Source organism: Brevundimonas sp. (assembly GCF_013912065.1).
Lineage (GTDB): Bacteria > Pseudomonadota > Alphaproteobacteria > Caulobacterales > Caulobacteraceae > Brevundimonas.
The window spans coordinates 18,474-35,960 of record NZ_JACESA010000008.1 but is presented as its reverse complement, the minus strand read 5'-3'; the positions used below and the strand labels follow the sequence as shown (position 1 = coordinate 35,960).

The following is a 17,487-nucleotide window of genomic DNA, read 5'->3' as shown; positions in this document are numbered from 1 at the left end:
TGCGGGACGTCAGCGGGCGGCGGTCGCCTTGGTGATCAAGGCGCGAGCCTTGGCGATCGCTTCCGGCACGGAGATCTCGCCGTCGGCCACCGACTGGCCCAGGTCCATCAGCGGCGCGCCGGTGACGGAGCCGGTCTCGGCCTCCTGCTGCAGGCGGACGCCGTTTCCAGCGACGGCCGCTGCGTCCCAGGCGTCGCGCACGGCGGCCCAGAAGCCCTGGGTCTTGGCCCAGTAGTCGTCACCCGGCTGGGCCGAATAGCTGGTCGAACGGTCGTAGGTGTTGATCACGTCTTCCTGAACGATCGCGATCGGCGTCCCGTCCGCCTGGCCGGCCATCTTGATATTGTCCTGGATATGGACCCAGCCGTCCGGCGTCAGGATGTGGCGATTGGTCCCCAGATAGCGGTCGTAGATGGGCTGGCGCACCGCATCGCGGCGCGCCAGCGGCCGCCAGGTCGGGTTGGACGTCCAGGCCGACAGACCATTGTCGTAGGTCCAGCGGCCGACCCCGCCGTAACGGGGCGAATCGTCCGTCTGCCACACCGTCTGGGACCAGGCGCCTTGACGCTGGTCGGCGGGCACGGGGGTCAACACCCACTGGTTCGGCCCGGCGTAGGTCAGGACCGTCTGCGGCTGATAGACCCAGTCCTGACGCCAGTGTTTGATGACCATGACCTGGCCGTCGTGCTCCATCACCAGGATGTGCTGCAGGCTGATCCGGTCGCCGTGATCATAGACCACGCGCACGATCTCGCTGCCGCCCGAGAGCTTTTCTTCCAGCGGATCGTAGTCGGAGCGGAAGCTGACGTTCTCGCGCATGTCGAAATGCACTCGGTGCTGGCCGGCCTGGGCGAGGATGGACTGGCGATCCCGCGCGAAGGCGTCGGCCGGGGCGGTCGGAACCGTCGTCTGTGCAGCGGCTGGGGTTTCGAACGCCTGGGCGGCCGTGACGGGCACGGTCAGCAGGGCGGCGGCGGTCAGTATGGCGCGCATGCGGCGGCTCCTGGAGGTGTCTCTGGTTGGCATGACGGTTACAGCTTCAGGGTCAGGGAGACGCCGAAGTTGCGGCCCGGCTGGGTGTAGGCGTCCTTGATGGACGAACTGGCGGACAGGCCGCGCACGTCGCTCCACCAGGCGTATTTTTCGTCCAGCACATTGAAGACGCGGGCCCGCAGCGTCGCCCGCTCGGTGAGGTTCCAGTAGGCGGTGACGTCCAGCAGGGTGAAACTGTCGCCAGTGTAGCAGGCCGAGCCGCACGACAGTTCATAGGTCGCGGCGTCCTTCTTGTCCGACCAGGTGACGACGGCCGAGCCGCCCCACACGCCCGACGGCGCGGCGTAGTTCAGCCCCCCGACCAGCTTGATCGGATCGACACTGCTGAGCTGGGCCTTCTCGCCGTCCGTCTCTACCTCGCCGTCCGCGAAGGCGGCAGAGACGACCAGGCTGACGCCGTTGGTCCAGGCGATGTCGCCACGGGCTTCCAGGCCCCAGATGTCCACGTCCGTCAGGTTGACGTACTGGAAGACCAGCGGATCGACGCCCGGCACGCCGGTTCCCGAGACGACGATCTGTTCGATGAAATTGTCGTAGTGAGTGTTGAAGGCGGTGGCCTGAAGACGCAGGGCGCCGCCGAAGGCCCCGACGTCGCGGAACCGCATGCCGGCTTCGATACTGTCGCTGGTCTCGGGCTCCAGATCCGGATTGGGGATCGAGGTGTAGCCATAGACCGGGTTCTCGAAATAGTTGTTCACCTGCATCGGCGACGGCGCGCGGAAGCCTTGGGCATAGTTGGTGAACAGGCCGAAGCGCCGATCCGCCCACCAGACCACGCCGATCTTGGGCGAGATGCGATCGTCCGACTGACCCGTGGCCTGAGCCGGGAACAGGGCGTCCACTTCGGGCGACAGGTCGTACCAGTCATAGCGGACGGCCGGGATGATGCTGAGCGCCCCGTCCAGCAGCTCGATCTCGTCCTGAACGAACAGGCCCGCCAGCTGATATTCTGTCTTGGGGAAGGCGCGGGTCGGGAAGGTTTCGCCGACCGGCGGGGTGACGCCGTCGCGGACGCCTTCCTGGGTCGTCATCGACCAGTCGCCGCCGACGGTGACGCGGTGCTCCACCGCGCCTCCTGCGCCGAAGACACGCGCGCCCTGGGCGGCCAGACCATAGACGGTGTTGTCGAAAGTTGTGTCGCGGACGCGGTCGACGGCCGGGGTGCGGTCTTCGTAGGTGTATTGGCGGGTGGTGGCGTCTTGCCAATAGGCGCTGACCGACCCGTTTTCGAATCCGGCGAAGTCTTGGAAGCGCCATTCGGCCTTGATGCTGTCGCGCTGAGTCTCGTCATGACCCGTGACGGCCAGGACCGTGGCCGACTGGGCGGTCAGGGCCTCGCCGTCCATCTCCGAATCGAGGTGGTCGTAGGTCAGGCGCAGCGAATGACCGGGTGCGACGTTCCATACCAGCTTGCCCAGGACGGCGTTCGAGGCGAAGTCCTGAGGGTTGGGCTGGGTCCGCGTCGAGCCGACGCCGCCGACCTCGCCCTGGTTCTCCGTCTCCTGATGATCGCGGCGGGTATAGGCCAACAGGCCGGAGACGGATCCGGTGCGGCCGGCGAAGGCCAGGCCCTCGGTCCAGCCTTCGTCGGCGGAATTATAGGCCACGCGGCCGCGCGCGCCGAAGTCCTTACCCACCGACAGGAAATCGACCGGATCCTTGGTGGTGAAGGCCACGGCGCCGGCGATGCCGTCCGATCCGTACAGGGCTGAGGCCGGGCCGCGCAGGATTTCGACCGACTTGATCATGTCTAGATCGTTGTAGTCGCCGCGCCCCACCGACTGGGCGCCGAAGCTGAACCCGCTGGGCAGGCGTACGCCATCGTTGATGATCAGAACTCGATCACCGCCCATGCCGCGAATGGTGAAACCCGAGTTGCCGTCTCGGCCGGCGCCAGAGCCCGCCAGAGTGAAGCGGGCGGGCGAGGTCGGCACGCTGACGCCCGGCTCGAACCGGATCAGGTCTTTGATGTCGGTGGCCAGTTGGGCCTCGATCTGTTCGGCATCGATGACGCTGACGGTGGCAGGGGTGCGGGACGCGAGCCGTTCCGAACGGGTGCCGATAACGACGACCGGATCGACTTCCGTCGACGGGATCTGCGTTTCTTCAGCATTGGCGGGCTGGCCGACGAGAACCGAGCCGAAGGCGGCTGCCGCCGTGGAAAGGAGGAGGTTGCGCATGAATGGCCCCGCTTGATGACTGTCGAGGCGTGTTAATGCGAACGATTATGAGAATCAACCGCAATTAAGGTGGACTCTTGAACCTCAACCTTGGCCTTGGCGTTGTGACGCTATGAGGACGGTCTTGTTTCCGATGGCTGCGGCCATCTCGTTGCTTGCGGCGTGCGATCATCGCGGGGTCAATCCGCCTGACGAACCTGCGGCTCCGCTTCGGACGCCCGAGGCGATGCAGCAGGTGGAGCCGCCGGGACCGTCGTCCCTAGCCAGCCGGGGATCGCGCAGTTTCGTGGGCGTATGGGCGGCCAATCCGGGCTGGTGCGCCAATCCGCAAGGCGAGCGGCGGCCGATCATCCTCACGCCGATGCGATTCGAGGGCTATGAGAATCGTTGCGACATCGCCCGGATCGACGAGACGGGCTCGGGCTATGTGGCCACGCTGAACTGCGCCGGAGAGGGGCAGACCCGGTCGGAACGGGTGCATATGGCCGCCAGCGGCGACGTCATGAACCTGACCTGGATCGACCGCGACATAACCACGGTCAAACTGGCGCGCTGCCCGGGTTCACCCCGGGCGCCGGACCCCGCCAATCCGCTGGAGAAGATGATGAAGGGGGAAGGGGACGAAACCCCTCCCGCCGATCCTAGTTGAACAGGAAGTTCATCACGTCGCCGTCCTTGACGACATAGGTCTTGCCTTCGGCGCGCAGCTTGCCCGCCTCGCGCGCCTTGGCCTCGCCGCGCAAGGCGATGAAGTCGTCGAAGGCGATGGTTTCGGCGCGGATGAAGCCCTTCTCGAAGTCGGTGTGGATGACGCCGGCCGCCTGGGGCGCGGTATCGCCGACATTGATGGTCCAGGCGCGGGCCTCCTTGGGGCCGACCGTGAAATAGGTCTGCAGACCCAGCAGCTTGTAGGCCTCGCGGATCAGGCGGTTCAGGCCGGGCTCTTCCAGACCCAGGGTCTCGAGGAACTCCTTCTGCTCCTCGTCGTCCAGCACGGCGATCTCGGATTCGATCTGGGCCGAGATGACGACCGAATTGGCGTTGTCGGCGGCGGCGCGGGCGGCGACCTTGTCGGACAGCTCATTGCCCTTGTCGGCCGAGCCTTCCTCGACGTTGGAGACGTACAGGGCGGGCAGGGCGGTCAGCAGTTGCAGCATGTGCCAGGCCTTGGCGTCCTCCTTGGACACTTCGGCGGTGCGGGCGGGCTTGCCGGCGTTCAGCTGGGCCAGGGCCAGATCGACCAGTTTCAGCGTCAGGCCGGATTCCTTGTCGCCGCCCTTGGCGCGCTTCTCCAGCTGGGGCCGGCGGCGCTCCAGGCTTTCCATGTCGGCCAGCATCAGCTCGGTCTCGATGATCTCCAGATCGGCGATCGGATCGATCCGGTCCTCGACGTGGGTGATGTCGTCATCGACGAAGCAGCGGGCGACGAAGGCCACGGCGTCGCAGTCGCGGATATTGGCCAGGAACTGGTTGCCCAGGCCCTCGCCCTTCGACGCGCCGCGCACCAGACCGGCGACATCGACGAAGGTGATGCGGGCGGGAATGATCTCCTTGGAGCCGGCGATCTCGGCCAGGGCGTTCAGACGCGCCTCGGGCACGGCCACGTCGCCGGTGTTCGGCTCGATGGTACAGAACGGATAGTTGGCCGCCTGGGCCGCCGCCGTCTTGGTCAGGGCGTTGAACAGGGTGGACTTGCCGACGTTGGGCAGGCCGACGATCGCGACTTTAAGAGCCATGGGATTCCTCGTGAGGCGCGAGCCTTTAGCGGGTTCCGACCCGTTTGTCAGGCTCGCGCTTCAACTCAGGTCAATGGGCGCCGTGATCCATGCCCGCCATGGCCGGCTGACGCACCGCCGCCTGCACCGTCACCTCGGGCGCCGAGGCGAATTTCAGGGTCAGGGGCACGGTCTCGCCGGCGACCAGGGGCGCCGTCAGGCCGATCAGCATCAGGTGATTGCCGCCGGGCGCCAGGGCGACGGCCTGACCGGCCGGCAGCGGCAGGCCTTCGGTCAGCTGGGCCATCTTCATCATGCCGTTCTCGGTCTTCATCTCGTGGACCTGAAGCTCGGTCGCGCGGGGGCTGGCGCCGCCGGTCAGGCGGTCGTCGGTCGCGGCGGTCAGGGTGACGTAGCAGCCGCCGGCCTTGGCCCCGTTGGGCGACGGGCGGCACCAGGCGTCGGCGGCGGTGACGACAGCGGCCGTCGCCTCGGCGGCAGTGGCCTCAGCGGCGGGGGCCGGCTTGTCCGCAGGCGGGTTGCAGGCCGCCAGAATGAGGGCGACCGCGGCGAGGGACAGATGGGTTTTCATGGCGTCAGTTCTTTCAGGAAACGGCGGTACGGCGCCGGATCATCGGTCGCACGGCTCGATCGAGCAATACGGCGAAGACCAGGCTCAGGCCCGTCAGGGGATAGAGGACCGCGAGAGGCAGGACGATGCCCAGGACAGCGGCGCGGACGCGGGGCCCGGGTGGGGCGGGGGGCGCGCCCAGGCGAAGGCGCGACGGGCTCGGCGGGCGACGTTTCCACCACATCACCAGTCCGCTGATCGCCAGCAGCCAGACGCCGATACAGCCCAGCAGCATGATGATCCGGTTCACCTGCCCGTACTGAGTGCCCTGGTGGGTGTAGATGCCCCATTCAACGGCCTTGGCCCCGGCGCCGAACCGGTCGTAGCCGAGATCGGCCAACAGGCGGCCCGAGGCGGCGTCCATATAGAGGGATCGGCTATCCTGAACCCGGCGGGCCTGGGTCGTGATCGTATAGGCCGTACCGTCGGCGGCGGGGATGTTGACGGCGTAGGGCCTGGCCAGACCAACGTCGTCGGCGGCCTTCAGCACCCGGTCCAGCGCGCCATGGCCCGCATGGTCGTGGGTCATGACCATGCCGTCCATGGCCCAGCCGGCGCCGATGGGCCGGTCATGGTGTTCGGCGCGCTGCCAGGCGCCGGCGACGGGCGCCGGCGGGCGGCCCAGACCGCTGGACTTGACGACATCCATGACCGTGTCGCCCCAGAAGGCCGACCAGGGCATGCCCGTGACCGCCAGGAACAGGACCACGCCGCCGACATAGAGGCCCGTCAGGGCGTGCAGGTCGCGCCAGAAGGGTCGGCGGCGCGTGTCGGTCGTCCGGGCCGCGAAGGTCGCTACTGCCCGCCCACGCGGCCACCACAGATAAAGGCCGGTGGCGAACAGGATGATGGTCCAGCCGGCGACGATCTCGACCAGGATGTTGAACGGCCGCCCCAACAAGGTCAGGCTGTGGGTCTTCTTGACCAGTTCCATGAAGCCGCCGGCCGGAATGACCCCGGTCGCCCGACCGGTGTGGGGATCGACGAAGACCGTCTTTTGCACCCCGTCGGGCCGATCCACCCGCAGACGGACGGCCTGATCCGGCTGGGCGGGCATGACCAGATTGGCGACCCGACCGCCGCCGGCGGCCCGGGCCGCCGAGGCCAGCCAGGTCGCCGGCGCCGCCTGAGACTGGACTGCGGGCACGCGGATCACGTCGCGATACAGGGCGCCGTCGATCTCGTCCTTGAACAAGTAGAGGCCGCCGGTCAGGGCCATCAGCATCAGGACGGGCATGACGAAGATCCCCGCGTAGAAATGCCAGCGCCAGACGGCGCGATAGGCGCCGGACAGATCGTCCAACGCCGGGGTCTGAGTGGTGTCCGCCATCAGTAGCTCATCCTGACGCCGACATAGGCCGACCGGCCCTCGCCGGGGAAAGAGGACCGGTTTGTACTGGATTGAGCCAAGGCCGAGCCGGCCGCGAGCGGGCAGGCCGGAACGGCGAGGAGCAGCGCCCTGGGCGCCACGGTGTTTCCGAGAGACATGATGATCCTGAAGTCAGAACGAGAAGGGCGCGCGGGCATGAGGCCGGCGCGGGCTCGGGGTCTGGTTCAGGCGTGAGGAGGGGCGGTGGAGGGCGGGCGCGGCGGCGCGCGGGCCGGCGGCGGCGGGCCGGCGGCGGTCGGGCTGTAGACGACCGTCTCAGTGGTGCGGATAAGGGCGGCGGGCTCGGGCGCGGGGGGCGTGGGCAGGGCGCCGGCCAGGGGCACGACACAGGCGGCGCATTTGGCGCCCACGTGCTTGTTGACCGGTCCGTCCGTTCCGCCCGTCTGCACGGTCTGGGGGCCTTCGGCCGAGCAGATGACCAGAGGCTGGCCGGGCTTGGCCGCCGCCAGGGCCGCGAACGGCAACAGCGCGCCGATCACGAGCGCGAACACCGCCGCCAGGAAGGCGAGCGAGCGGGTGGTCGACCAATTATCGGCCTGGCAACGGGTCACGCTTCGCCTCTAGGGCGTTTCTCGCCGGGCGTACAGGCTACAGTTCGCCGCGCGCCGCCTGACGGGGGCTGAACTTGGGCGCGGGGGCCAGGCGCATGACCTCGCCCTGATAGCGTTCGTCGTCGCCCGCGGCGGCGAAGGGCAGGGCGTCGGCGCAGGCCTGGAGCATGGCGTTCAGCCACGGCTGCTCGGCCTTGTGGAAATCGCCCAGGACATGAGGCATGACCAGCTCCTTCTCGCCGGGATGGCCGATCCCCAGGCGCGCGCGGCGGAAGTCGGCGCCCAGGTGGCTGATCAGCGAGCGGACGCCGTTCTGGCCCGCCGCCCCGCCGCCGGTCTTCATGCGAAACCGGCCAGGCGCCAGGTCGATCTCGTCGTGGAAGACGATGATCTCGGAGGGTTTGATCTTGTAGAAGCGCGCCGCCTCGCCGACGGCCCGGCCGCTCTCGTTCATGAAGGTCTGGGGCTTCATCAGCAGGACCTTGACCGGTCCGTCCGCCGTCTCGACCTCGCCCTCGCTGACGATCGACTGGAACTTGGCCCGCTCCGGCCCGAAGCGCCAGCGCCGCGCGATCTCATCGGCCGCCATGAAGCCGATGTTGTGCCGGTTCTTTTCGTATTTGGCGCCCGGATTGCCGAGCCCAGCGATGATGATCATGATGTCCTCATGCCGCTTGCGCCAGTCAAAGAAAAGCCCCGCCGCGGCGAGCCGGGCGGGGCCTGATCTTGTCGAAGAGAAGACGGCTTAGTCTTCGGTCTTCTCGGCCGGGGTCTCGGCGGCCTCATCGGCGGCGGCCGACAGGGCGGCGGACGAGACCTTGATCGTAGCGATCACGAAGTCGCGGTCGGTGATGGTCGGCTCGACGCCCTTGGGCAGTTCGATGTCCGAGAAGCGGATGGTGTCGCCCATCTGCGACTTGGCCAGATCGACGACCAGTTCTTCCGGAATGCTGTCGGCCTTGACCATGATTTCGACCGCGTGGCGGACGATTTCAAGCGAGCCGCCCTGACGCGAGAACGGGGCTTCGTCGGCGTTCTTGAAGTGAACCGGCACTTCGATCTTGACCGGAGCGTGCTCATCGACGCGCATCAGGTCGAAGTGAAGGGGACGGTCCGACACTGGGTCGAACTGCACGTCCTTGGCGATGACCGGCTGGGTCTCGTCGCCGTACTTCAGCGTGACCAGGTGGCCCAGCAGCTTGCCGGTGTAGAGCGACTTGCGGAAGTCCTTCTCGTTCACCGAAATGGCGACGGGGGCTTGGTCGCCGCCGTACAGGACGCCCGGCACGAAACCGGCGCGACGGGCGGCGCGGGCGCCACCGGTGCCGACGCCATCGCGGACGTCCACGTTCAGAATGATCTCGGCCATCTGGCTCGCCTCAACAACAACGGAAAACACCGCGCCAACCCTGGGCCCGCGCGGCGGGGGTCATGAACCCTCGAATTCAAGAGCGCGGGCTATTACACGCATCATGACGGATGTGCAACCGCCATGGTGGGCGACGGCCTTCGCGATCAGGCGGCCTCTGCCGCGTCTTTCTTCAGCAGGCTGGTCGGATCGGCGACGATCGCCAGCAGTTCCGAGGCGTTGAAAGGCTTGGCCAGGTGGTGGTCCGCACCGGCCGCGCGTCCGGCGGCGACGTGTTCCGGCATGGCGTTCGCGGTCAACATGACGATCGGGGTGCGGGGGCCGCCCATCGCCGTCTCATGCAGCCGAATCTCGTGCGTCGCCGTCAGCCCGTCCATCACCGGCATCTGCATGTCCATCAGCACCAGGTCGAAGTCCTGGGTTCGGAACGCCTCCACCGCTTGGGCGCCGTTCTCGGCGATGGAGATTTCGCATGGCGTCTGTTTAAGGATCAGTTCGATGACGCGACGGTTGGTCGGATGGTCGTCGGCGACCAGTACGCGCACGATCCGCGAGGTGTCTTTCCCTGCGGCGGATCCCGTTGCGGGCTCGACCCGCGCCGGCGCTTCACAAGCGATCATGGGGACGGTCAGGATAAAGGCCGACCCGCCGCCGGGTTCGCTTTCACAATCCAGATCGCCGCCCATCATCTCGGCCAATTGGCGACAGATCGACAGGCCCAGACCCGAGCCGCCGAACTTGCGGGTGATGGCGCCGTCGGCCTGTTCGAACCGGCTGAACAGGCGGTCGCGGGTCGCAGCGTCGAAACCGATGCCCGTGTCCTCGACGGTGAAACGCAGCGTTGGGGCCTCGCCTCTGTCCGGACCGCGCTGGACGGTGAGGCCGACGAAGCCCTGGCTGGTGAATTTGACGGCGTTGGAGATCAGATTGGTCAGGATCTGCTTGAGGCGCACTACGTCGCCGCGAATCCACAGCCCGTCCTCGAGATCGATATCGACGTGGAAGCCCAGGTGTTTTTCGCGCGCGTTCTCGGCGTACAACTGCGCCGCTTCCCGCACGGCGCCCGCCAACTCGAAGGCGTCCTCGGTCAGTTCCAGCTTGCCCGATTCGACACGGGCCAGGTCCAGGATATCGCTGAGAAGGGTCTGGAGCGTGCGGCCCGAGGCCTGCATCAGGTCCAGCATCTCGCGCTGTTCTTCCGTCAACTCGGTCTTCGAAAGGGCCTGGGACAGTCCGATCACGCCATTCAAGGGCGTACGGATCTCGTGGCTCATGTTCGCCAGAAACTGGCTCTTGGCGATATTGGCGGTCTCGGCCGCGTCCCGCGCTTCGCCCAGAGCCTGCGCGTCCCGCTTCAGGCTCGTGATGTCGTTGCAGACCGTGACCGTGCCGCCCTGGGCGGTGCGACGGTCCTGGATCTGCAGCCAGTGGTCGCCCCCCACCTGCTGTTCGAGGGTCGAGGATCCTTGTCGCCGCACGCGGATGCGCTCGGCGATCCATTCTTCCTCGCGACCTATGGCTTCGTCATATCGGCCTTCGTTGATGCCGATCTGAAGGATTTCGCGGAAAGTCATGCCGACCTTGAGGAAGGGCGCCAGTTCCGGGTTCACCTCGGCATAGCGCGTGTTCCACAGCACCAGGCGATCGTCGGCGTCATAGAAGCCCAGCCCGTCCGACATGGCCTCGACCGCCTGGCGAATCTGACGCAGGGCGATGGAGCGCGACTTGTAGGCGGACAAGATCAGGGACCCGCCGACGCCGGCGATGATCAAGGCGAGGACCAGATCCACGGTCCACATGGCGTCGGGCGACAGGCCGGAGGAACGGGCGATGATGGGGCCCGGCGTTACGGTGATCGCCGCCATGCCGACGAAATGCAGAAAGAGGATGGCGAGGGAGGAGCCGACAGCGGCGAACAGGAGCTGCGCCAGGCCTCCGCGCCGATGCAGGAAGGCGCAGGTTCCGGCGATCGCCATAGCGCCGAGGATCGACACCGCGACCAGATCGGGACGCAGGCTGATAGGCCCTGGAGTCTGAAGCGCCGCTATGCCGATCTGATGCATGACCGCCAGGCCCGAGATCGCCACCAGGGCGGCCAGCACCCGTCGGCTGCGGTTCTCGCCGGACTGGGCGGTGAAGACGGCCAAGCCCGTCGTGAAAACGATCAGCAGCGCAGCGCCCGCGGTCAGGGGGATGTCGTAGCTAAGGGCGCCGGCGCCGACATAGCCTTGCGTGGCGATGAAATGGGTCACCCACATCGTCATCGACGCCGTCGATCCCGCCAGGATTGCAAGGGTTCTGCGGCGAGCGCCGTCGTTGATGCGGGCTCTGTCCAGGTAGCGTGCGGCGGACCCCATGCCGACGAGACATACGATGACCGCCAGCAGGGTCACCCGCCAATCGTGATCATAGGCCAAGGAATATAATATTCGGTCCACGACGCCCCCTTAGCGAGAGAGATTGACCGAAACTCCTAAACAAACCGTGCGACCGGGACGATAAAAACAACCGTCGCTGTCGGCGCGCCGTCACAGAATCCGTGCAAGGATCGGATTCCTTCGGCCGCCAATATGGGTCACGCGCCGCATATGCCTTATGAATCCTCGCCTTCGCCTGTGGCGCCGATCTCGACCTCCCGTCTTTGGACGGTGGGCATCAGTATCGCTATCGCCCTGGTTGTTCTGGTCGGGCTCGCTTTCGTCCATCCGCAGATCGCCAACTGGCTGATCGGCGGCGCGGTGGTGGTGGCCTTCTCGGCCTGGATTCTGAATGCGCAGCCGTCTTCGGCGGCGCCGCTTCCGGAATCGATCGGCGCCCCGGTCGAAAGACCGTCGGATCCGATGACGGCGGAACTGCTGGACAGGGTGTTCGAGGCCCTGGACGATCCCGTCCTGATCATCAGCGGCGGCGAGCCTGACGACATCGCCGGCCGTCGGATCCTTATGGCCAACAACGCCGCGCGCGATCTGCTCCGCATTCAGCGCCAGGGGGCCTTGCTGGTCCAGGTCATTCGCGAGCCTGGCGTTCTGGAGGCCGTCGACGAAGCCCTGTTCGGGGGCGTGTCGCGCACCACCGACTACACTACCGGCGGCCAGAGGGACCGGCGCTGGCGGGCCTGGACCCGGCCTCTCGGCGGTGGCGAAAGTCTGGGGCACGACGCCCTGGCCATGGTCATCATGCGTGACGAGACGGACGCGCGACGCACCGAGATGATGCGCGTCGATTTCCTGGCAAACGCCAGTCATGAACTGCGGACGCCGCTCGCGTCGCTGAGCGGCTTCATTGAAACGCTCAAGGGGCACGCGCGCGACGACGCCGCGGCGCGGGACCGTTTTCTGGACATCATGTCCGCTCAGGCCGATCGGATGGGAAGATTGGTCGCGGACCTGCTTTCGCTCAGCCGGATCGAGTTGAACGAACATATTCCGCCGTCCGGTCGGGTCGATCTGGATCGCGCGGCCGCCGACGTCGTCGACGCCGTCAGCGTCCTGACGCAGGAGAAGGAAGTCGACGTCAGGGTCGATCAGGGCGAGGCGAGGGCGTCGATCAACGGCGATCGCGACGAGATACTTCAGGTGGTTCAGAACCTGTTGGACAACGCCGTCAAATATTCGCCCAAGGGCGGGACGGTCGAGATTTCCGTGCGGTCCGACCTTTCGTTCGACGAGGCCTGGGCGTCGCGGATGCCGGGTGCGACGCGACTGCCCCTGGTCACGCCCGACCGCGCCGCCGGCGTCCTCTATGCGGCCGTCACGGTTCGCGATCACGGACCGGGCATGGCGCGCGAACACCTGCCCCGCCTGACCGAGCGCTTCTATCGCGTCGAGGGCCAGAAGAGCGGCGAGCGCCAGGGGACCGGCCTGGGCCTCGCCATCGTCAAACATATCATCAATCGCCATTCGGGTGGTCTGGTGGTCGAAAGCGCGCCGGGACTGGGCGCCGCCTTCACGGCCTGGTTCCCGATGGTTGTGGAGCGCCGCGACGCACGCACGGCCGCCTGACGGCGGCGGACCGACGCTGTTACCGAACTGTCATCTACCCGTCTTAATCCGCTGACCATTCACAGGCAGTAGTCGCGCCGCGTCGAACCCGGATTCCCGGTTGTTTTTCGATTCGCGCCTGCCCGCCCTCGGACCCGGAATGATCTGGATTTATCTGCTGATCCTCATCGCGCTGAGCGCCGCTGCCTTTATTGGCGGGCGTGAACTCGCGCGTCGTCGCGCGATCGGCGCCAAACCGCATTCGCGTCCCGGTCAGCACGGCGCCTACGCCCTGATCTGGGTCGCCGCGCCGGCCCTGCTGGTCCTCATTCTCATGAGCGTCTTCTCCGCTCCGTTGGAGCGGCAGTTGACCGCCGCCGCCACGCCCGACGCCGTAGCCGCGCTTGAGCCCTTCCGTCGCGACGCCTTCTTCGCCGACGCTCACCGGGTCGGCCAGGGCGAGCCTGCCCTGCAGATCTGGGAACGCCCGCTGGCCGAACTGCTTCCGGTCGAGGCTCGCCGCATGGTCAGCATCGAACGCACCTTGAAATGGGGCGGCGGGATCGCCGCCATTCTGGCCGCCATACTGGGGGGGCTGTTCGCCTTCACCCAGATCAAGCCCCAGACCCGCGCCCGTAACCGGGTCGAGGGTTGGGTGTACGGCGCCCTGTTCGTCTGTTCGGCCATCGCCGTCCTGACCACACTGGGCATTATCGCCTCGCTGGCCTTCGATTCGCTGCGCTTCTTCCAGAAGGTGCCCGTCTTCGAGTTCCTGTTCGGGACCCAGTGGAGCCCGCAGATCGCCATTCGCGCCGACCAGGTCGGTTCGACGGGCGCCTTCGGCGCCGTGCCGCTGTTCGCCGGGACCCTGTTGATCATGCTGATCGCCATGTGCGTTGCGGCGCCGATCGGCCTGCTGTCGGCCATCTATCTGTCCGAGTATGCCAGCCGAGGGAGCCGCGCCGTGATCAAGCCGCTGCTCGAGATCCTCGCCGGCGTGCCGACCGTCGTCTACGGCTTCTTCGCCGCCCTGACGGTCGGGCCGATCCTTCGGGTCTTCTTCAACGAGATCGGTCTGTTCCTGATCGGCGGACCGCTGGACGGCCTGGGGCACTATCTGGCCCTGGTGCAGAATCAGATGGCCCTGACCGCCGGCGCCGTGATGGGGATCATGCTGATCCCGTTCGTCTCGTCCCTGTCCGACGACATCCTGAACGCCGTGCCCCAGTCCCTGCGCGACGGCTCCTTCGCCATGGGCGCGACCAAGTCGGAGACGGTGAAGCGGGTCCTGCTGCCCGCCGCCCTGCCGGGCATCGCCGGCGCCCTGCTGCTGGCCGTGTCGCGCGCCATCGGCGAGACCATGATCGTGACCATGGCCGCGGGCCTGGCCGCCAACCTGACCTTCAATCCGCTGGACACGGTGACCACAGTCACGGTTCAGATCGTGACCCTGCTGACCGGCGACCAGGAGTTCAACAGCGCCAAGACCCTGTCGGCCTTCGGCCTGGGCCTGACCCTGTTCCTGGCGACCCTGGTGCTGAACATCGTCGCCCACCGGATCGTCCAGACCTACCGGGAACAATATGACTGACGCGACCCCCGATCAGATCGACGGCGCGGCCGCGAAAGGGCGTCTGGAGCGTCTTCGCGCCGGGCTGAAGCGCCGTCACGCCAAGGAGGCCCGGTTCAAATGGGCCGGCCGGCTGGCTATCGCCGCCGCCATGATCTTCCTGGCCGTGCTGCTGGTGCGCATCGTCGAGCAGGGCCATACCGCCTTCTACGCGCACACGGTGACCCTGCCGGTCTACATGGACCCGGCGCGCATCGATCGCGCCTATCCGCAGGGCTCGAATTTCGAGCAGCTGGCGGCCGAGCAGCAACTGTCCCGCTGGGGCATAGCGGATGACGCGGCGGGCAGGGCCTCCAGCGAGATGAAGGGGCTGTTCTCCTCGGAGATGAAGTTCGTCGCCGCTGAGCTGGTGGCCAAGCGCCCGGAGGTCATCGGCGAGACCGTCCCGCTGGCCGCCCCGCTGTCGGACGACGCCGACCTCTATCTGAAGGGCGAAATCTCGAAGGAGACGCCGGAAGACCAGCGCCGCCTGACCGATCGGCAGATCGCCTGGCTGGACCGGATGCAGGCCGAGCGCCTGGTCGGATCCCACTTCAACACCGCCCTGTTCACCAACGGCGACTCCACCCAGCCGGAACTGGCCGGGGTGCTGGGAGCCGTGGTCGGTTCGGCCCTGATGCTGATGGTCACCGCCCTGATCGCCATTCCCCTGGGCGTGGGCGCCGCCATCTGGCTCGAAGAGTTCGCACCCAAGAACCGGCTGACGGACATCATCGAGATCAATATCAACAACCTCGCGGCCGTGCCCTCCATCGTCTACGGCCTGCTGGGCCTGGCCCTGTTCATCAACTGGATGCATCTGCCGCGCGCCAGCCCGATCGTCGGCGGCCTGGTCCTGGCCCTGATGGCCCTGCCGACCCTGGTCATCGCCACGCGTTCGGCCCTGAAGGCCGTGCCGCCCTCCATTCGCGAGGCGGCCCTGGCCATGGGCGCCTCCAAGACCCAGACCGTGTTCAGCCATGTCCTGCCGCTGGCCATGCCCGGCGTGATGACCGGCGCCATCATCTCGATGGCCCACGCCCTGGGCGAGACCGCGCCCCTGCTGCTGATCGGCATGGTCAGTTTCGTGCCCGGCGTGCCTCATGCGATCGACCAGCCGGTCGGCGCGTTGCCGTCGTTGATCTACATCTGGGAAAACGCCTCCGAGCGGGCCTTCCACGAGCGCACCGCTGCTGCGATCATCGTCCTGCTGGTCTTCATGATCATCATGAACGCGGCGGCCATCATCTTGAGGCGGCGCTTCGAGCGCCGGTGGTAAGAGAATGAAATTCCGTATTTTCCGCTCCGCCGAAGACCAGACAGGCGCAGGCCGGCCCGACCCGACCGAAACGCCGCGCATGGGCGGTCAGGTCCTGCCCCAGGCGGACGCCCCCGCGGCCGCCGCCTCCGGCGACCAGGTCGAACCCAAGGGCGACGCCACGGTGGAAGCTCGCCGCGAAGACGCCACCCGCACGGCTGGCCCGACCGTGGTCGTCAGCCCGCCGACCGGTCCGATCAAGATCGCCGCGCGCGACGTCTCGGTCTTCTATGACGGCAAACAGGCGCTGTACGACGTCTCGCTGGACATCCCGGACAAGACCGTCACCGCCCTGATCGGCCCGTCGGGCTGCGGCAAGTCGACCTTCCTGCGGACCATGAACCGCATGAACGACACCATCGCGGGCGCCAAGGTGACCGGCCGGATCGCCATGGACGACGAGGACATCAACGATCGCTCGATCGACCCTGTGCTGCTGCGCGCCCGCGTCGGCATGGTGTTCCAGCGTCCGAACCCCTTCCCGAAGTCGATCTACGAAAACGTCGCCTACGGACCCAAGATTCACGGCCTGGTCAGCGCCAAATCCGAGATGGACGGCGTGGTCGAAAGCGCGCTGAAGCGGGCCGGCCTGTGGGAAGAAGTCGCTGATCGCCTTCAGTCCTCGGCCATGGGCCTGTCGGGTGGTCAGCAGCAGCGTCTGGTCATCGCCCGCGCCATCGCCGTGAACCCTGAAGTGATCCTGATGGACGAGCCCTGCTCGGCCCTGGACCCCATCGCCACGGCCCGCATCGAGGAACTGATCGACGAACTGCGCGAGCGGTTCTGCATCGTCATCGTCACCCACTCGATGGCCCAGGCCGCGCGGGTGTCGCAACGGACCGCCTTCTTCCACATGGGCCGCCTCGTCGAGACCGGCGACACCGAAGACATCTTCCAGAATCCCCGCGAACGTCGCACTCTGGACTATATCACCGGACGATTCGGCTGATGAATCAGCACACGGTAAAAGCTTACGGCGACGAACTGAATCAGATCACGGCCGAAGTCGCCCGCATGGGCGGCCTCGCCGAGGCTCAGGTTTCGGACGCCATCGATTCCGTCGCGCGACGCGACATCGCTCTGGCTCGCGCCGTGGTCGATCGTGACCTCAAGCTCGACGCCCTGCATCGCGATATCGAGAAAAAGGCCATCCGCCTGATCGCCCTGCGTCAGCCGGTGGCCAGCGATCTGCGCCGCACCCTGGGGGCCATGAAGATGGCCTCGGACCTGGAACGTACCGGCGATCTGGCCAAGAACATCGCCAAGCGCGCGCTGATCCTGGCCGAAGCCGAACCGATGCAGCCCCTGACCCGGTCGATCGAGCGGATGGGCCGTCTGGTCTCGACCCGACTGCGCGACGTGCTGGACGCCTATACCGCCTCGGAACTCGATCGCGCCGTCGCCGTCTGGCAGACCGACGACGAGGTGGACGAGCATTACAACTCCCTGTTCCGCGAACTGCTGACCTATATGATGGGCGATCCGCGCACGATCGGCGCCTGCACCCATCTGCTGTTCATGGCCAAGAACCTGGAACGGATCGGCGACCACGCGACCAATATCGCCGAAACTGTTCACTACGAAATCACCGGCGACGACATGCTGGGCGAACGCCCACGCGCGCTGTCGGGGGCGGAGGATGAAACCTCCACGCCTAATCTGACGACCACCTCGCACTAAGCCGCGACCGG

The 17,487-nt window shown here is 66.9% G+C and carries 16 protein-coding genes; 6 read left to right on the top strand and 10 right to left on the bottom strand.

Translation table 11 applies throughout. The annotated features are described in order from the left end of the window. Positions 1–9 precede the first annotated feature (9 nt). Positions 10–993: a DUF6607 family protein gene (locus tag H2037_RS08690; protein WP_292120428.1), complete on the bottom strand. Its 984-nt coding sequence runs from the start codon at positions 991–993 to the stop codon at positions 10–12. 38 nt (positions 994–1,031) lie between these two features. Continuing rightward, positions 1,032–3,233, bottom strand: coding sequence for a TonB-dependent hemoglobin/transferrin/lactoferrin family receptor (locus H2037_RS08685; protein WP_292120426.1), 2,202 nt, complete (start codon positions 3,231–3,233; stop codon positions 1,032–1,034). Between the two features lie 133 nt (positions 3,234–3,366). Between H2037_RS08685 and H2037_RS08680 the strand changes: the two genes are divergently transcribed. Beyond that, positions 3,367–3,882, top strand: a complete 516-nt coding sequence (locus tag H2037_RS08680; RefSeq protein WP_292120424.1) for a hypothetical protein — start codon at positions 3,367–3,369, stop codon at positions 3,880–3,882. Here H2037_RS08680 and ychF read toward each other — a convergent pair. The 8 genes from ychF to H2037_RS08640 form a co-directional block, all read right to left on the bottom strand. Continuing rightward, positions 3,875–4,969, bottom strand: a complete 1,095-nt coding sequence (ychF, locus tag H2037_RS08675; RefSeq protein ID WP_292120422.1) for a redox-regulated ATPase YchF — start codon at positions 4,967–4,969, stop codon at positions 3,875–3,877. The genes H2037_RS08680 and ychF overlap by 8 nt on opposite strands. Positions 4,970–5,039: 70 nt before the next feature. After that, positions 5,040–5,540: a copper chaperone PCu(A)C gene (locus H2037_RS08670; RefSeq protein WP_292120420.1), complete on the bottom strand. Its 501-nt coding sequence runs from the start codon at positions 5,538–5,540 to the stop codon at positions 5,040–5,042. A 13-nt stretch (positions 5,541–5,553) separates the two neighbouring features. Further along, positions 5,554–6,909, bottom strand: a complete 1,356-nt coding sequence (locus tag H2037_RS08665) for a PepSY domain-containing protein (RefSeq protein ID WP_292120417.1) — start codon at positions 6,907–6,909, stop codon at positions 5,554–5,556. Next, on the bottom strand, positions 6,909–7,067 hold the full coding sequence (locus H2037_RS08660) for a hypothetical protein (RefSeq protein WP_292120414.1): 159 nt from the start codon (positions 7,065–7,067) through the stop codon (positions 6,909–6,911). Before H2037_RS08660 ends, H2037_RS08665 begins: the two co-directional genes overlap by 1 nt. Positions 7,068–7,133: 66 nt before the next feature. Continuing rightward, entirely contained in the window at positions 7,134–7,520 is a 387-nt protein-coding gene (locus H2037_RS08655) for a DUF2946 family protein (protein WP_292120413.1), read from the bottom strand. Positions 7,521–7,557: 37 nt separating this feature from the next. Continuing rightward, positions 7,558–8,178, bottom strand: a complete 621-nt coding sequence (pth, locus tag H2037_RS08650; protein WP_292120410.1) for an aminoacyl-tRNA hydrolase — start codon at positions 8,176–8,178, stop codon at positions 7,558–7,560. 87 nt (positions 8,179–8,265) lie between these two features. Beyond that, positions 8,266–8,889: a 50S ribosomal protein L25/general stress protein Ctc gene (locus H2037_RS08645; RefSeq protein ID WP_292120407.1), complete on the bottom strand. Its 624-nt coding sequence runs from the start codon at positions 8,887–8,889 to the stop codon at positions 8,266–8,268. 146 nt (positions 8,890–9,035) lie between these two features. Further along, positions 9,036–11,306 (bottom strand): ATP-binding protein, encoded by a 2,271-nt coding sequence (locus H2037_RS08640; protein WP_292120405.1) that lies wholly within the window; start codon positions 11,304–11,306, stop codon positions 9,036–9,038. Positions 11,307–11,477: 171 nt separating this feature from the next. Here H2037_RS08640 and H2037_RS08635 point away from each other — a divergent pair, with 171 nt between their 5' ends. From H2037_RS08635 to phoU, 5 genes are all read left to right on the top strand, one after another. Next, positions 11,478–12,890: an ATP-binding protein gene (locus H2037_RS08635; protein WP_292120402.1), complete on the top strand. Its 1,413-nt coding sequence runs from the start codon at positions 11,478–11,480 to the stop codon at positions 12,888–12,890. A 139-nt stretch (positions 12,891–13,029) separates the two neighbouring features. After that, on the top strand, positions 13,030–14,460 hold the full coding sequence (gene pstC, locus H2037_RS08630; RefSeq protein ID WP_292120399.1) for a phosphate ABC transporter permease subunit PstC: 1,431 nt from the start codon (positions 13,030–13,032) through the stop codon (positions 14,458–14,460). Next, positions 14,453–15,757 carry a phosphate ABC transporter permease PstA gene (gene pstA, locus H2037_RS08625; RefSeq protein WP_292120396.1) on the top strand — a complete coding sequence of 435 codons (1,305 nt, stop codon included), beginning with the start codon at positions 14,453–14,455 and terminating at the stop codon, positions 15,755–15,757. Before pstC ends, pstA begins: the two co-directional genes overlap by 8 nt. A 4-nt stretch (positions 15,758–15,761) precedes the next feature. Then, positions 15,762–16,745 carry a phosphate ABC transporter ATP-binding protein PstB gene (pstB, locus tag H2037_RS08620; RefSeq protein WP_292120393.1) on the top strand — a complete coding sequence of 328 codons (984 nt, stop codon included), beginning with the start codon at positions 15,762–15,764 and terminating at the stop codon, positions 16,743–16,745. Then, entirely contained in the window at positions 16,745–17,476 is a 732-nt protein-coding gene (phoU, locus tag H2037_RS08615) for a phosphate signaling complex protein PhoU (protein ID WP_292120390.1), read from the top strand. The genes pstB and phoU overlap by 1 nt, the downstream gene beginning before the upstream one ends. Positions 17,477–17,487: the final 11 nt, after the last annotated feature.

What these genes read in the sequence shown, in the direction of transcription:
- H2037_RS08645 (WP_292120407.1), bottom strand. Translation starts at nt 8,889, where the DNA reads ATGGCCGAGATCATTCTGAACGTGGACGTCCGCGATGGCGTCGGCACC.
- phoU (WP_292120390.1), top strand. Translation starts at nt 16,745, where the DNA reads ATGAATCAGCACACGGTAAAAGCTTACGGCGACGAACTGAATCAGATC.
- H2037_RS08670 (WP_292120420.1), bottom strand. Translation starts at nt 5,540, where the DNA reads ATGAAAACCCATCTGTCCCTCGCCGCGGTCGCCCTCATTCTGGCGGCC.
- pth (WP_292120410.1), bottom strand. Translation starts at nt 8,178, where the DNA reads ATGATCATCATCGCTGGGCTCGGCAATCCGGGCGCCAAATACGAAAAG.
- pstA (WP_292120396.1), top strand. Translation starts at nt 14,453, where the DNA reads ATGACTGACGCGACCCCCGATCAGATCGACGGCGCGGCCGCGAAAGGG.
- ychF (WP_292120422.1), bottom strand. Translation starts at nt 4,969, where the DNA reads ATGGCTCTTAAAGTCGCGATCGTCGGCCTGCCCAACGTCGGCAAGTCC.
- H2037_RS08680 (WP_292120424.1), top strand. Translation starts at nt 3,367, where the DNA reads ATGGCTGCGGCCATCTCGTTGCTTGCGGCGTGCGATCATCGCGGGGTC.
- H2037_RS08660 (WP_292120414.1), bottom strand. Translation starts at nt 7,067, where the DNA reads ATGTCTCTCGGAAACACCGTGGCGCCCAGGGCGCTGCTCCTCGCCGTT.
- H2037_RS08665 (WP_292120417.1), bottom strand. Translation starts at nt 6,909, where the DNA reads ATGGCGGACACCACTCAGACCCCGGCGTTGGACGATCTGTCCGGCGCC.
- H2037_RS08635 (WP_292120402.1), top strand. Translation starts at nt 11,478, where the DNA reads ATGCCTTATGAATCCTCGCCTTCGCCTGTGGCGCCGATCTCGACCTCC.
- pstB (WP_292120393.1), top strand. Translation starts at nt 15,762, where the DNA reads ATGAAATTCCGTATTTTCCGCTCCGCCGAAGACCAGACAGGCGCAGGC.
- H2037_RS08685 (WP_292120426.1), bottom strand. Translation starts at nt 3,233, where the DNA reads ATGCGCAACCTCCTCCTTTCCACGGCGGCAGCCGCCTTCGGCTCGGTT.
- pstC (WP_292120399.1), top strand. Translation starts at nt 13,030, where the DNA reads ATGATCTGGATTTATCTGCTGATCCTCATCGCGCTGAGCGCCGCTGCC.
- H2037_RS08690 (WP_292120428.1), bottom strand. Translation starts at nt 993, where the DNA reads ATGCGCGCCATACTGACCGCCGCCGCCCTGCTGACCGTGCCCGTCACG.